Genomic DNA, 13735 nt, shown 5'->3' with positions numbered 1-13735 from the left:
TCTACGGGGTGCTCAGCCTCGTGGCGAGCCTGCCCGGCCTCGTCGTGCTCGTCGCCCGCTGGTACGCGGGCCTGCGCGCCGGAGACCGGGCCCGGGCCGTCGCGGCGGACCCGGGCCCCGGCCCCGCGTCGGCGGCTGACTACGCGTCGGAGGTCAGCAGCGAGAAATACGCCCCGAAGGAATCAGCCAGGCTCGCCAGGAGTTCCTTCCCTTTTTCCGCCGAACCCAGCGAAGGCCGGCCGATGACGCCGGAATCGGTATAGGCGGACATGCCGAGGGTGAGCAGATGACGCCGGTCGTCAGCGACGAAATCCGAAGTCTCATAACCGGGTCGGAGCATTTCGGGATGAGCGTGCAGAAGGATGGAGGTCTCGATTTCCCCCGCGTGCATGTCGGTGAGCAGCGAGGTGGCCACACCCGCCCGCTCCAGCGCCGTCTCCCAGTCCTCCGGGGCAGGGAAGAGCGCCATCCGCTCGCCGCGGGCGGAGGACTCCTGAACCACGTTGCCCAGTACGTAGTTTCCGCCGTGCCCGTTGACCACCACCAGCGTGTCGACCCCGGACCGGCGGAGCGAATCCGCAATGTCCCGTACCACCGCATGAAGGGTCACCGAGGAGATGCTCACGGTCCCCGGCCAGGCCGAGTGCTCGTGCGAGCACGAGATCGTCACCGGAGGAAGGAGGTGCACCGGGTACGCGCCGGCTATCTCCCGCGCGACGGCACAGGCCACCAGCGTGTCGGTCGCCAACGGAAGATACGGGCCGTGCTGTTCGAAGCTCCCCACGGGAAGCACCGCGACCTGCCGTGAGACACCGGCCCCCCGCGTCCGTACGTCCTCCGTGGTGTCCGCCGGCACCAGATCACTCATATCGACACGGCCTTTCGTCTCTGCTTAGGAACTCGAGAATCATGACAGAAAAAATTGGCGTACTCGGCAAGAAGGCTCCGCAGCGGACCGGCGTGGAACGCGTCGTGAATGCCCCCTTGCCCACCGTGTACGGGAAATTCCAGGCGATCGGCTACATGGACCACGACCGCGGTGACGAACAGGTCGCACTGGTCTACGGCGAGATCGGCACCGACGACGTCCTCATCCGCCTGCACTCGGAGTGCCTGACCGGCGACGCCTTCGGCTCCCAGCACTGCGAGTGCGGTGACCAGCTCGACGCCGCCCTGCGCGCGGTCGTCTCCGAGGGCGCCGGTGTCGTCGTCTACCTCAGAGGGCATGAAGGCCGTGGCATCGGCCTGCTCGCCAAGCTGCGCGCCATGGCCCTGCAGGCGGAGGGCCTGGACACCGTCGAGGCCAACCTCGCGCTCGGCCTGCCGGTCGACGCCCGCGACTACGGCGTGGCCGCCCGGATCATGGACGACCTGGGCGTGAAGAGCGTCCGGCTGATGTCCAACAACCCGCGTAAGCGCGAGGCGCTGGTGAGCCACGGCATCCGTGTCGCCGAGCAGGTACCGTTGCTGATACCGCCGTGCGAGAACAACATCACGTACCTGCGGACCAAGCGGGAGCGCCTCGACCACCACCTGCCCCACCTGGACGCGGTGGTCAGCTCCTCGTAGGGGGGCCGCGTACGCTTCGTGGACGTCCGCCCCTTGAGCGCCGGCCCGTCAGCGGCCGGCGCCCGACGTCCGGAGGCCACCGGGTATGACCGAGCTCCATCTGTGGCTGCGCCACGAGGCCCGCACGACCGAGCGACGCACACCGATCGTCCCCGATGACGCCCGGCGGCTCGTCGGCAGTGGAGTGGCACTGACCGTCGAGGAGTCCCCGCAGCGTGTCTTCCGCGTCGAGGAGTACGAGGCGGCCGGCTGCCGCGTCGCCCCCGCGGGCTCCTGGGTGTCGGCGCCGCGCGACACCGTCGTGCTCGGCCTGAAGGAACTGCCCCCGGAACCGGCCGAGCTGACCCACCGGCACATCTTCTTCGGCCACGCCTACAAGGGCCAGCCGGGAGCGGGAGACCTGCTGCGCCGGTTCGCCGCCGGGGGCGGGGCGCTGTTCGACCTGGAGTACCTGGTGGACGACTCCGGACGACGCCTCGCCGCCTTCGGGTTCTGGGCCGGCTACCTGGGCGCTGCCCTGGCCGTCCTCCAGCACCGGGGCCGGCTGAGGGCACCGCTCGTGCCCACGACGAAGGACGAACTCGACGAGACGCTCAAGCCGGCAGCTGGCGACACCGAGTTCACCGGCCTGGTCATCGGCGCCCTCGGACGCAGCGGCCGTGGCGCCCGCACGGCCTTCGCCACAGCCGGAGCCGACCCGGCCTGCTGGGACCTCGCCGAGACCCGCGACCTGGACCGCGAAGCCCTGTTGCGGCACGACGTGATGGTCAACGCGGTGCTCGCCACCACCCCGGTCCCGCCCTTTCTCCGCGAGCAGGACCTCGACGACCCCGACCGCCGCCTGCGCACCCTGTGCGACGTGACGTGCGACGTCGGCTCCCCCCTCAACGTCCTCCCGGTGTACGACGACACCACCGACTGGGACGTGCCCGTGCGCCGGCTGCGCGCGGAGCCCCCGCTCGACCTGATCGCCATCGACAACCTGCCCTCCCTGCTGCCGCTGGAGTCCAGCGCCGACTTCTCGGCCGCCCTGCTGCCCCAGCTGCTCGACTTCGGTGTCACCGGGCCCTGGGGACGCTGCCTCGACCGGTTCCGTCAGGCATCCCTTGAATCCTCCCCTTCCTAAGGGAGGGGATTTCTGGCTCAGGCTGCCTCCTGGAGCAGTGCTCCAGGAGGTCTTGCGCCATCAGCACCAGCCGGGTTGAGACCAGCCCGGATGAGCATCACGCGTGCGGAGTTCTTGTCCCGTGGGGAGACGGCCCCGCACGCGGTGCAGGTGTAGGTGCGCTCACCCAGCGGCAGTGCATGCTTGGCTCTCGTCATGCAGCTGGCGCAGTCCATCGTGGTGTGCGCGGGGTGGACCAGGCGGACGTCACGCCCGTGCTTGCGGCCCATCTCGAGCAGAGCGGCCTTGGTGGCGCCGATGGCGGCGTCCGCGGCCTTACGTGCCATGGTGGTCTTGGCGAGAAACCGGGGCTTGAAGTCCTCGACAGCGAGGGCGTCGTGGTCGCGGACCACTTTCTTGGCCCATTTGCGGCCGGTGTCCTGGCGCTGCCGGGCGACCTTCTTGTACCCCTTCGCCCGCAGCTTCTTCGCCTCGCGGTAGCCCTTCGATGCCGGCCGGCCCTTCTTCGGCCGGCGACGGGCCATCATCCGGTCGTACCGGGTCAGCTTCTGCAGGGCCTTCCTGCCGTGTTCGGGGTGCGGCAGGTCGTGCGCTTCGGAGGTGGTGGTCGCGGTCTGCTTCACACCCCAGTCGACACCGAGCATCCGGCCGATCTCCGGCAGGGGCTCGACGGCCGCAGGAAGGACGAAGGAGCCGTACCAGTGCCCCAGGCTGTCCTGGTACACGCGCACCGAGGACGGCTCAGCGGGCAGTTCCCGTGACCACACCACCCTCACGACGATGCCCCCGGCCAGGTGCAACCGGCCGTCCTTCAGTCGGAACCCGCGCCGGGTGTAGTTCAGGGTCGGCAGTGCCTCGCGCTTCTTCTTGCGCTTCGGCATAGCGGCCCGCCGCCGAAGAGGCAGCCGTCCCCTGATGTCATTGTGTGCCTTGGCGCGAGAGCGGCTGAAGTCGCGGATGACCTGCTGCTGGACCACTGAGGAGCCCTCTCGCAGCCATGGAATCGTCTTCCGGGCCTCGGTCAGCATCCGGTCGAGCTGAGCCGGGCCGCACGTCCGCTGCTCCCCCGTTGCCTTGTTGTGCAGGTGCACGGCCCTGGACTTGGCGACACACTCGTTCCACAGCCACCGGCACCGGTCCCACTCCGCCTTCAGCGCCGTGCGGGCAGCGGACGACAGACGTAGCCGGAAGGTGTAGCGGGCATGCCCGGCCACCTCCACGGCTGCCCCCACGTGTGCCATCCCGCCCCCTCCCGCAACGACCAGGTGTCCCGATCCCAAGAAGGACCGTACGTACGACCGTCGGACGCGCGTCCCCCGATCCCGTGCCCATCACCCCGACCAGCGACAACAGGCACGTGCGTTCCTATAGCCACGGAGGCATCGGACAGGGATACGGCCGCCCCACGCCCTGAACGGGATAGGCGACACGCTTTGCGTCGCAGCACCCGGATGCGATTCCTCCCCGGCGTGAACGCCGGGGCAACCTCGAAAGAAGCAGGTGACACGTTCTCGGCACACCCCCGGCCGACGGGTGACGGACATCAGCGCACCACGGCCTCGTGGACCAGCCGCTTGAGGTCCTTGAACACCGTGTGTGAGGTCCTGGGCCGCACCTGCGTCATGAACTGCACCGTCAGATCACGGCCCGGGTCGACCCAGAACGTCGTCGTGGCCACCCCGCTCCAGCCGTAGGCGCCGAGCGCGGAGGGCGCCTGCGTGCGGGCCGGGTCGATCACCACGGAGACGTTGAGGCCGAAGCCGACCCCGTCGTTGCCGGGCTCGTCGTGGGCGGGGTGGCTGCCGAAGGCGCGCAGGTCGGCACCGCCGGGCAGATGGTTGCGGGCCATGAGATCCACGGTCCGAGGGGTGAGGAGACGGACGCCGTCGAGCTCGCCCCGGCGGCGCAGCAGCTCCATGAAGCGGTGATAGTCGTGGGCGGAGGCCACCATGCCGCCACTGCCGGACAGGAATCGCGGCCGGCCGCCGCGCAGGGGCAGTCCGGGGAACGGCGCGATGCCGCCGCCCTCCTGCTCCCCGTACATCTCGGACAGGCGGGGCGCCTGCTCGTCCGTGACGTGGAACCCCGCGTCCGTCATGCCGAGCGGCCCGAAGATCCGTTCGGCGCAGAACACGTCGAGCGGCTGCCCGGACACGACCTCGATGATCCGGCCCAGGACGTTGCTCGCCACCGAGTAGTTCCACTGCGTCCCCGGCTCGAACTGAAGCGGCAGACTTGCGTACACCTCGATGGTCTCCGCCAGGTCCGCCCCGGGCGGCACGGACGACTCCAGACCGGCCTCGCGGTACAGGGCGTCGACGGGGTGGGTGTGGTAGAAGCCGAAGGTCAGGCCCGAGGTGTGGGTCATCAGGTGCCGCACCAGGATCGGCCCGTCGGCCGAACGGGTCCTGACGTCGGCCCCGGATCCGCTCACGTACACGCGCGGGGCGGCGAAGGCCGGCAGGTGATCCGCGACCGCGTCGTCCAGCGACAGCCGGCCCTCCTCCACCAGCAGCAGCGCGGCGACCGCGGTGACCGGCTTCGTCATGGAGTAGACCCGCCACAGCGTGTCGGGCTCGACGGGCAGCCCGGCCGCGATGTCGCGCAGGCCGTGCGTCGTGAGGTGGGCGACGCGTCCGCCGCGGGCGACGGAGACGAGGAATCCCGGCAGCCGCCCCTCGTCCACCAGACGGGCGAAGTGCCGGTCCAGGCGGTCCAGCACCTGCGGATCCAGCCCCGCCTCACCCGGATCGGCCTCTTGTCGCAGCCGTGCCATCGATCGTCCTCCGTCGCGCTTGTCGAGGTGAGAACCGGCATACCCAGCCGGGGCCGCCTCAGACCCTCTCCTGGTGCGGGAACCTGACAGGCAGGTCGCCTCACCGTCGGCGCATCCTGGACGGGCCGACGTTCCATGACCGCTCACGACCGACTCACCGGAGAACAGCTCATGAGGATCCACATCACCAGTGTCTTCGTCGACGACCAGGAGAAGGCCCGGCGCTTCTACACCGACGTGCTGGGCTTCGTGAAGAAGCACGACGTCCCGGTGGGAACGGACCGGTGGCTGACCGTGGTCTCACCGGAAGACCCCGACGGAACCGAGCTGCTCCTCGAGCCCTCGGGCCATCCCGCGGTGCAGCCGTACAAGACGGCGCTGGTGGAGGACGGCATTCCGGCCGCCTCGTTCGCCGTGGACGACGTACCGGCGGAGTACGAGCGGCTGCGCGGCCTGGGGGTGCGTTTCACGCAGGAGCCGCTTGAGATGGGCCCCATCACCAGCGCGGTGCTGGACGACACGTGCGGCAACCTGATCCAGATCGTGCACACCAAACCCTGAGGGACACGACCTAGGCCCCCAGGCGCAGGACCCATGGCCGATGTCCCGTGGCCGTCGGCTTCCTAGGCTGCGAGGCATGAACGGTCGCAGCCACATCCGTATCGCCCGCCCCTCCCGTGACCTCGCGACGGCCGAGCGCTTCTGGAGCGCGGGGCTCGGCCTCAGCGTGGTGTGGCGGTCCGAGGGCGGCTCCGCACCGGCCCACCACGACCTGCTGATGCTCGGCCGGCCCGACGCCGACTGGCACCTGGAGCTCGTGAACGAGCCCGCCCGGCCGGTCGAGCCGTGTCCCACCGAGGAGGACCTGCTGGTGATCTACCTCGACGGCCCGGTCCCGGACGGCCTGGTCGCCCGGCTGGAGGCGCACGGCGGCAAGCGGGTGGAGTCGCCCAACCCGTACTGGAACGAATGGGGCGTCACGATCGAGGACCCCGACGGCTACCGGCTCGTGCTGTGCCGCCGGGGTTGGTCCAACAGCTGAGGCAGCGCCGGACCGAAGCTCTCAGGGGTCAGGCCGCCGCCTTCTCCGGCTGAACCGCTCCCGGTGCGACGCGTTCACCCAGGGCCTCGGTCGGGACCCTGTGGGTCTCGCGGGCTGACAGGGCCGCGACCACAGGCGGCACGCACAGCGCCGCCGTGAACAGCGCCACCGCCGACCAGTCGTCCCCGTCCGGCCCCGCGATCCGCGCCGCGAACGTCACCGCGAACCCGGCCGCCGCGAAACCGATCTGCGTGCCGATGGCCACGCCGGACAGCCGCACCCGGGTCGTGAACATCTCGCCGTAGAAGGCCGGCCACACACCGTTCGCGGCGCTGTAGACCACGCCGAAGCAGAGGACGCCCGTCAGGAAGGTGAGCGGATAGGAGCCCGTGGAGATCGCCCACAGGTAGAGGAACATCGTCACCGCGCTGCCCGCCGCACCGACCAGGAACACCGGACGCCGGCCGATCCGGTCGGACAGCATCGCCCACAGCGGGATGGCGGCGAGCGCCACCACATTGGCCAGCGCGCCCACCCACAGCATGGCGGTACGCGACATGCCGACCGCGTCGCTCGTGGCGTACGCCAGCGCCCACACCGTGAAGATCGTGCTGACCGAGGCGATCAGCGCGCCGGCGATCACCCGCAGCACATCCGCCCAGTGCTCGCGCAGCAGTACCGTGAGCGGCAGTTTGACGACGCCCTTTTCGGCGGCCTGCCGGGCGAAGGCCGGCGTCTCGTCCAGCTTGCGCCGGATGACCCAGCCGACGACGGCGACCCCGACACTCAGCCAGAACGGAACCCGCCAGCCCCAGGACAGCAACTGCTCCTCGGGCAGCGCGGCGACCGGGATGAAGACCAGAGTCGCCAGCAGCTGGCCACCCTGTGTGCCACTGAGGGTGAAACTGGTGAAGAAGCCGCGCCGGCCCGGTGGCGCGTGTTCCAGCGTCATGGAGTTGGCGCTGGCCTGTTCGCCCGCCGCCGAGATGCCCTGCAGCACCCGGCACAGCACCAGCAGGACCGGCGCGAGCGTGCCGGCCTGCGCCCGGGTCGGCAGGCAGCCGATCAGGAAGGTCGACAGGCCCATCAGCATCAGCGTGAAGACCATGATCTTCTTGCGGCCGAGCTTGTCGCCGAAGTGGCCGAGGACCAGCGCGCCGACCGGGCGGGCGGCGTACGCGACACCGAACGTGGCCAGTGACAGCAGGGTCGCGGTGGCCGGGTCGGACTCGTCGAAGAACACCGCGGGGAAGATCAGCGCGGCGGCGCTGCCGTAGATGAAGAAGTCGTAGTACTCCAGGGCACTGCCGATCCAGGCGGCGGTCGCGGCTTTCCTGGGCTGACCGGGCGGGGCGGCGGCCCTTTCGGGCGTGGCGGGGACGGACACGGCGGCTCCTTAGGGGCTCCACCCTAGGCAGAGCGAACAGAAGGACGGTGTGGAGGGGGAGGCCGGATCGCGGCTAATTAACCCACTGGATAGTTAGTAGGGGATGGCCAGTGATGCTGCGCCCGTGTGCTGCCGGTGTCAAGGGGTCGTGCGGTCGCGCGGCGCGACGTCTCAGTCCGTCGCGCGCTCCGCCGTCAGGTACGCGATCACCATGTCGCCCAGCATGGTGCGGTAGTGCTCCCGCTGCGCCGGGTCGATCAGGTCGCGGCCGAACAGCGCGCCGAAGGTGTGCCGGTTGGAGACCCGGAAGAAGCAGAACGAGGAGATCATCGCGTGCAGGTCGACGGCGTCGACGTCGGCCGTGAACAGCCCCGAACTGCGGCCTTCCTCGAGGATGCGGCGGATCACGTCCAGGGCGGGGGAGCCGATCCGCCCCAGCTTCTCGGAGGCCGCGATGTGGTGCGCCTCGTGGATGTTCTCGATGCTGACCAGGCGGATGAAGTCCGGGTGCTGCTCGTGGTGGTCGAAGGTCACCTCGGCCAGGCGCCGGATGGCCGCCACCGGGTCCAGGTGCTCGACGTCGAGCCGCTGCTCGGCCTCCCGGATCACGCCGTAGGCCCGCTCCAGCACAGCGGTGAAGAGCTGCTCCTTGCCGCCGAAGTAGTAGTAGATCATCCGCTTGGTGGTGCGGGTGCGGGCGGCGATCTCGTCCACCCGGGCCCCGTCGTAGCCGGCCCGGGCGAACTCCTGTGTGGCGACGTCGAGGATCTCGGCCTGGGTGCGGGCGGCGTCACGGACGCGCTCGCCGGGACGTGCCGGTTCTTCGACGCTGGTCATCACATTCCTTCGGGCGGAGGTGCCGGTGCCGGTGATTCTAGAAGCAGGAGCCCCTCCGCCCGCGGGGTCTTCCCGAGCCCGTGCGGGGCTGATATAGCTAACGTACTAGTTCGTACATTAGTGACCCCGCTCGGGAGGCCCGTGTGCCCAAGGACTCGTATCTCGTCGGACTGATCGGTTCCGGCATCGGCCCGTCGCTCAGTCCGGCGTTGCACGAGCGGGAGGCCGCGCGGCAGGGGCTGCGGCTGCTGTACCGGCTGATCGACATCGAGACGCTCGGTGCGCCGCCGGAGTCGGTGGGCGATCTGGTGCGTGCCGCCCGGGACCTGGGTTTCGACGGGCTCAACATCACGCACCCGTGCAAGCAGCTCGTCATCGGCCATCTGGACGGGCTCGCCCCGCAGGCCGAGGCGCTGGGCGCGGTCAACACCGTGGTCTTCGAGGACGGCCGCGCCGTCGGCCACAACACCGACGTCACCGGTTTCGCCGCGTCCTTCGCCCGGGGGCTGCCCGACGCGCCGCTGGAGCGGGTCGTCCAGCTGGGTGCCGGCGGTGCGGGGGCGGCCGTCGCGCACGCCACGCTCACCCTGGGCGCCGAGCGGGTCACCCTGGTCGACCCCCTGCCCGAGCGGGCCGCCGCCCTGGCCGATTCCCTGAACCGCGCCTTCGGCGAGGGGCGCGCGGCCGCCGCGTCTCCCGACCGGCAGGCGGAGCTGCTCGCCCACGCCGACGGCATCGTCCACGCCACCCCCACGGGCATGGCCGCGCACCCCGGCCTGCCCCTGCCCGCCGAACTGCTTCATCCCGGACTGTGGGTCGCGGAGGTGGTCTACCGCCCGCTGGAGACCGGACTGCTGCGTGCCGCCCGCGCGCTGGGCTGCGCCACCCTCGACGGCGGCGGCATGGCCGCCTTCCAGGCCGCCGACGCGTTCCGCCTGTTCACCGGGCGGGAACCCGACGCCACGCGGATGCTGGCGGACCTGACCGAACTGGCCGGTGCCCCCGGGCCTGTTCTGAGTTCCGCGCCTGGGCCCCGACGTCCGGCACGCACCCTCGGCGCCCGGCGCCACAGGACAGGTGACTCCGCCACATGACCCGCGACCCCGCACGCCGAGGGCACGCACCGCACGCCGTTGCGCCCGTCCTCCACGCGGACGACGGGGAACTAAGGACAGGCCCTCCAGGGGCCCGGAACCAGAGAGAGGTACCGACGTGCGCACGTCCATCGCCACCGTCTCCCTCAGCGGCTCCCTCACCGAGAAGCTCACGGCCGCCGCCCGGGCCGGTTTCGACGGGGTGGAGATCTTCGAGAACGACCTGCTGGCCAGTCCTCTCGCCCCAGAGGAGATCCGCGCCCGCTGCGCCGACCTCGGCCTCACCATCGACCTCTTCCAGCCCATGCGGGACATCGAGGCCGTCCCCGAGGCCGAGTTCGCCCGGAACCTGCGGCGGGCCCGGCACAAGTTCGAGCTGATGCGCAGACTCGGCGCCGAGACGGTCCTCGTCTGCTCCAGCGTCTCCCCGCAGGCGGTGGACGACGACGCCCTCGCCGCCGAGCAGCTGAGCCGGCTCGCCGACCTCGCCCGGGAGTCCGGCGTCCGGGTGGCCTACGAGGCGCTCGCCTGGGGCCGGCACGTCAGTACGTACGACCACGCCTGGCGCATCGTCGAGTCGGCCGGCCATCCCGCCCTCGGCACTTGCCTGGACAGCTTCCACATCCTCTCCCGCGGCACGGACCCCAAGGGCATCGAGGACATCCCCGGTGAGAAGATCTTCTTCCTCCAGCTCGCCGACGCCCCGCTGCTCGCCATGGACGTCCTGCAGTGGAGCCGCCACTACCGCTGCTTCCCCGGGCAGGGCGGTTTCGACGTCGCCGGGCTGCTGCGGCACGTGCTGCGCACCGGCTACGACGGCCCGCTCTCGCTGGAGGTCTTCAACGACGTCTTCCGGCAGGCCGCGGCCGGCCCGACCGCCGTGGACGCCCGGCGCTCCCTGCTGGTGCTTCAGGAGACGGTGGGCCGGGCCCCGCTGCCCGAGCCCGTCGTCCCCACCGGCGTCGCCTTCGCCGAGCTGGTCACCCCTGACGCCGAACCCCTCACCACCCTGCTCGGCGCCCTCGGCTTCACCCGCGCCGCCCGGCATCGCGGCAAGCCCGTCGACCTGTGGGAGCAGGGGGACGCCCGGATCCTCGTCAACACCGGGGCGGCCGTGCGCCGGGACGGCACCCAACTCGCTGCGATCGGGCTGGAGTCACCGGACCCGGCCGGAGCGGCCCGGCGCGCCGAGGCACTGCTGGCACCCGTCCTGCCGCGCCGCCGGGCACCAGGGGACGCCCCGCTCGACGCGGTCGCCGCCCCCGACGGCACGGAGCTCTTCTTCTGCGCCACCGGCCGCCCGGACCTGCCCGACTGGCGGTCGGACTTCGAGGACACCGGCCAGGCGCCCGAGCCGGCGCACCTCCGCGGCATCGACCACCTCGCCCTCACCCAGCCCTGGCACCATTTCGACGAGGCGGCCCTGTTCCACCGCGGCGTGCTCGGGTTGACGGCCCAGGAGAGCGTGGACGTCGCCGACCCCTACGGTCTGATGCGCAGCCGCGCGGTCACCAACCCCGACGGCAGCGTCCGGATCGCCCTCACCGTCGGCGCCGCGCCCACGGACGACACCGTGCACGCCCAGCACATCGCCCTGGCCACCGACGACGTGGTCGCCTCGGCCCGCCGCTTCCGGGAGGCCGGCGGCACGCTGCTGCCCGTCCCGGCCAACTACTACGACGACCTCGCCGCCCGCTTCGAGTTCGCCGACGGCGAGCTGGAGACCTACCGCGACCTCGGCATCCTCTACGACCGCGACGCCCACGGCGTGTTCCGGCACTGCTACACCCGCACCGTCGGCCGGGTCTTCTTCGAACTGGTCCAGCGGGACGACGGCTACCGGGGCTACGGCGCCGCGAACGCACCGGTACGGCTGGCCGCGCAGCACACCTTCTCCCGGGGTGGGTTCGCTGTGGTGTGACGCGGGTGAGGTGGGTTCGTTGGTCTCCGGTGTCGCGCTCCATCCGGGGTGGTGCCGGTCGAGGCGCCGGGAGCGGACGGCGACGGGGCGCGACCTGGGTCTGTTCATGGTCTGGCTGAAGTGCACGCCAGGCGCCACGGGACCGGGTGGTGCCAGTGGTGCGGCCGGGGCCGGGTGCCGTCCCGGTACGGGGTGAGCACCGCATCAACCGGGTGCTCATCGCTGTGCGCAGGTCGCTGTCGTACGCGGCGTCGGTGCGGGAGGCGCCCGATGCCGGTGCTCGGGCACATCTACGAGCTCGTCGACAGCCGGGACCTCCCGGCGGAAGCCCGGGCGAGGGCGGCAGGCGGGTGGGCTCGCACATGGCTCGCCGGGCGTTCGCGTCGAACGTCGTGGATGCCGGCGGCGTCCCGGTGAGGTGCAGGCCGTGCTCGGGCAGAAGGGCCTCGACTCGCAGGCGCCACACTCTTTCCCAGATCCGAAGCGAGTGCGGGTTGCGGTCCGATCGGGTGCCCTCACCGCACGGGTCGGGCGGGCCGTAGGCGGGACGGTGACGACCGCGCACGCCACAGCTCCGTCCCCAGGGAGACGTCGACGGGTGCTGAGCGGCTCGGGGAGATGTTCCGCGCGCATGACCGTCCGTGCGCGTTGAGGCGGCAGCGCACTGCAGCTGCCAAGCCTGGCTGGGGACTCATCGGGGTACGGTGCTGTCCCGGACCACGAGGGTGGGCCGGAGCAAGACCTGTTCGGCCTTGGCGTCTGGGTCCTTGAGCCGGTCGAGGAGAAGGCGCATGGTGTGTCGTGCGACGAGTTCCAGTGGCTGGGCGAGGCTGGTCAACCCCGGGTCGACGAAGCGTGCGCCGACGCTGTCGTCGAATCCCACGACGCCGACGTCACGGCCGGGGGCCAGCCCCCGCTCCTGGCACGCTCGGAGCGCACCGATCGCGATCGTGTCGCTGACGCACACGAATCCTGTCGGTGGCGTCTTCCTGTCGAGGAGCCGGCCGGCGAGCTCCCGGCCCGTGCTGATCTCGTCGGGCCCGTGGGCCGCGAGATCACGGGTCGAGAAGCCGTGTGAACGCATAGCGCGGCGCCAGCCGGACTCCCGGTCGTCACCGAACCCGCTGGACCCGTCCCAGCCCAAGTAGGCAATGCGCCGGTGACCGCGTTCGGCGAGATGGTCAACGGCCTGCTCCAGACCGGCGGCGCCGTCAACGTCGACCCACCACGTGTCCGACATGGGATGACCCCAGGGGCGTCCGAAGGAGACGAAAGGAATGCCGCGTTCCAGCAGGAAAGGGATACGAGGGTCGTGATCCTGGATGGAAGTGATCACGAAGCAGTCGACGGTGTTCGTGCTGAAGGCCTCCTGGACGACCTGGATCTCTTCCTCGTCGGTGGCGGCGGGGTGGCAGAAGACCGCGTGGTCGGCTCGGTGCGCCGCCACCGAGAGTTCGTAGAGATAGCTCGCCCATACCCCGCCCGACTGACGTTCGGTGGTCGGCAACAGCCGAAAGCCCACGGCTCGTGGAGACTGCGTTCGCAGCGAACGCGCAGCCTGGTTGGGTCGATAACCCAACTCGTCCACCGCTTTGAGGACCCGACGCAACGTTGTTGGGCTGAGACGGTCCGGTGAGTTCAAGGCGTAGTGAACGGTCTGCTTGGAGACTCCCACCCGCGCCGCCACCATGGCCATGGTCGGCCTTGACGACCCGGACGTCCCCTTGGCGGCCGGTTTGCGGCCACGCTGCGGAACCGATGGTTGATCGGTAAAACCCATTCGCTCATTCTGGTGGGCGGCAAGCGCGACAGTCAAGATGCTCGATTCGCCCGTCCGTATCGTTGCGCCGATCAGGCCGCAAGATCGCTGCAAACCCTCGGGGAGCGTCCCTCGGCGTGTCACGGGCATGCCTTGCGTCGCGATGAACCCAGCGAGGCCAGTGGGTATTTCGGGATTTAGTCAGCGATGGCGCCGGGCCCCTC

The 13735-nt window shown here is 70.7% G+C and carries 12 protein-coding genes; 6 read left to right on the top strand and 6 right to left on the bottom strand.

The genetic code is table 11. The annotated features are described in order from the left end of the window. Positions 1-139: 139 nt before the first annotated feature. The gene (locus IE97_RS40825; protein WP_078603411.1) at positions 140-868 is read right to left on the bottom strand and encodes a creatininase family protein; all 729 of its coding nucleotides are present in this window, start codon (positions 866-868) and stop codon (positions 140-142) included. Between the two features lie 41 nt (positions 869-909). Between IE97_RS40825 and ribA the strand changes: the two genes are divergently transcribed. Continuing rightward, a complete protein-coding gene (gene ribA, locus IE97_RS0127290) occupies positions 910-1569 on the top strand; it encodes a GTP cyclohydrolase II (RefSeq protein WP_030245938.1) in 660 nt (219 codons plus the stop codon). An 85-nt stretch (positions 1570-1654) separates the two neighbouring features. Further along, positions 1655-2695, top strand: a complete 1041-nt coding sequence (locus IE97_RS0127285; protein WP_030245936.1) for a saccharopine dehydrogenase — start codon at positions 1655-1657, stop codon at positions 2693-2695. Between the two features lie 17 nt (positions 2696-2712). On the opposite strand, the gene IE97_RS0127280 is transcribed toward IE97_RS0127285, so the two are convergent. Together IE97_RS0127280 and IE97_RS0127275 are read right to left on the bottom strand one after the other, a co-directional pair. Next, complete coding sequence (locus IE97_RS0127280; protein WP_030245934.1) at positions 2713-3936, bottom strand: RNA-guided endonuclease InsQ/TnpB family protein; 1224 nt, start codon at positions 3934-3936, stop codon at positions 2713-2715. A 302-nt stretch (positions 3937-4238) separates the two neighbouring features. Then, positions 4239-5471 (bottom strand): serine hydrolase domain-containing protein, encoded by a 1233-nt coding sequence (locus IE97_RS0127275; RefSeq protein WP_030245933.1) that lies wholly within the window; start codon positions 5469-5471, stop codon positions 4239-4241. 171 nt (positions 5472-5642) lie between these two features. Between IE97_RS0127275 and IE97_RS0127270 the strand changes: the two genes are divergently transcribed. Together IE97_RS0127270 and IE97_RS0127265 are read left to right on the top strand one after the other, a co-directional pair. Continuing rightward, positions 5643-6032 (top strand): VOC family protein, encoded by a 390-nt coding sequence (locus IE97_RS0127270; RefSeq protein WP_030245930.1) that lies wholly within the window; start codon positions 5643-5645, stop codon positions 6030-6032. A 76-nt stretch (positions 6033-6108) separates the two neighbouring features. After that, entirely contained in the window at positions 6109-6513 is a 405-nt protein-coding gene (locus tag IE97_RS0127265; protein WP_030245928.1) for a VOC family protein, read from the top strand. 28 nt (positions 6514-6541) lie between these two features. On the opposite strand, the gene IE97_RS0127260 is transcribed toward IE97_RS0127265, so the two are convergent. Then, positions 6542-7900: an MFS transporter gene (locus IE97_RS0127260; RefSeq protein ID WP_030245925.1), complete on the bottom strand. Its 1359-nt coding sequence runs from the start codon at positions 7898-7900 to the stop codon at positions 6542-6544. A gap of 171 nt (positions 7901-8071) precedes the next feature. After that, positions 8072-8737, bottom strand: coding sequence for a TetR/AcrR family transcriptional regulator (locus tag IE97_RS0127255; protein WP_030245923.1), 666 nt, complete (start codon positions 8735-8737; stop codon positions 8072-8074). 143 nt (positions 8738-8880) lie between these two features. On the opposite strand from IE97_RS0127255, the gene IE97_RS0127250 reads away from it, so the two are divergent. Both IE97_RS0127250 and IE97_RS0127245 read left to right on the top strand, forming a co-directional pair. Continuing rightward, on the top strand, positions 8881-9831 hold the full coding sequence (locus tag IE97_RS0127250) for a shikimate dehydrogenase (RefSeq protein WP_234331865.1): 951 nt from the start codon (positions 8881-8883) through the stop codon (positions 9829-9831). Positions 9832-9949: 118 nt separating this feature from the next. Next, positions 9950-11752: a bifunctional sugar phosphate isomerase/epimerase/4-hydroxyphenylpyruvate dioxygenase family protein gene (locus IE97_RS0127245; protein WP_030245917.1), complete on the top strand. Its 1803-nt coding sequence runs from the start codon at positions 9950-9952 to the stop codon at positions 11750-11752. Between the two features lie 691 nt (positions 11753-12443). Here IE97_RS0127245 and IE97_RS0127240 read toward each other — a convergent pair. Beyond that, positions 12444-13532, bottom strand: a complete 1089-nt coding sequence (locus IE97_RS0127240) for a LacI family DNA-binding transcriptional regulator (protein WP_030245908.1) — start codon at positions 13530-13532, stop codon at positions 12444-12446. Positions 13533-13735 lie beyond the last annotated feature (203 nt).

This window comes from Streptomyces sp. NRRL S-455, assembly GCF_000717875.1.
GTDB lineage: Bacteria > Actinomycetota > Actinomycetes > Streptomycetales > Streptomycetaceae > Streptomyces.
Note: the sequence above shows the minus strand (reverse complement) of the source record. Positions and strands in the feature narration are given on the sequence as shown.

Excerpts from the sequence above, each read along its gene's own strand:
- IE97_RS40825 (WP_078603411.1), bottom strand. The coding sequence starts at position 868 with ATGAGTGATCTGGTGCCGGCGGACACCACGGAGGACGTACGGACGCGG.
- ribA (WP_030245938.1), top strand. The coding sequence starts at position 910 with ATGACAGAAAAAATTGGCGTACTCGGCAAGAAGGCTCCGCAGCGGACC.
- IE97_RS0127285 (WP_030245936.1), top strand. The coding sequence starts at position 1,655 with ATGACCGAGCTCCATCTGTGGCTGCGCCACGAGGCCCGCACGACCGAG.
- IE97_RS0127280 (WP_030245934.1), bottom strand. The coding sequence starts at position 3,936 with ATGGCACACGTGGGGGCAGCCGTGGAGGTGGCCGGGCATGCCCGCTAC.
- IE97_RS0127275 (WP_030245933.1), bottom strand. The coding sequence starts at position 5,471 with ATGGCACGGCTGCGACAAGAGGCCGATCCGGGTGAGGCGGGGCTGGAT.
- IE97_RS0127270 (WP_030245930.1), top strand. The coding sequence starts at position 5,643 with ATGAGGATCCACATCACCAGTGTCTTCGTCGACGACCAGGAGAAGGCC.
- IE97_RS0127265 (WP_030245928.1), top strand. The coding sequence starts at position 6,109 with ATGAACGGTCGCAGCCACATCCGTATCGCCCGCCCCTCCCGTGACCTC.
- IE97_RS0127255 (WP_030245923.1), bottom strand. The coding sequence starts at position 8,737 with ATGACCAGCGTCGAAGAACCGGCACGTCCCGGCGAGCGCGTCCGTGAC.
- IE97_RS0127240 (WP_030245908.1), bottom strand. The coding sequence starts at position 13,532 with ATGGGTTTTACCGATCAACCATCGGTTCCGCAGCGTGGCCGCAAACCG.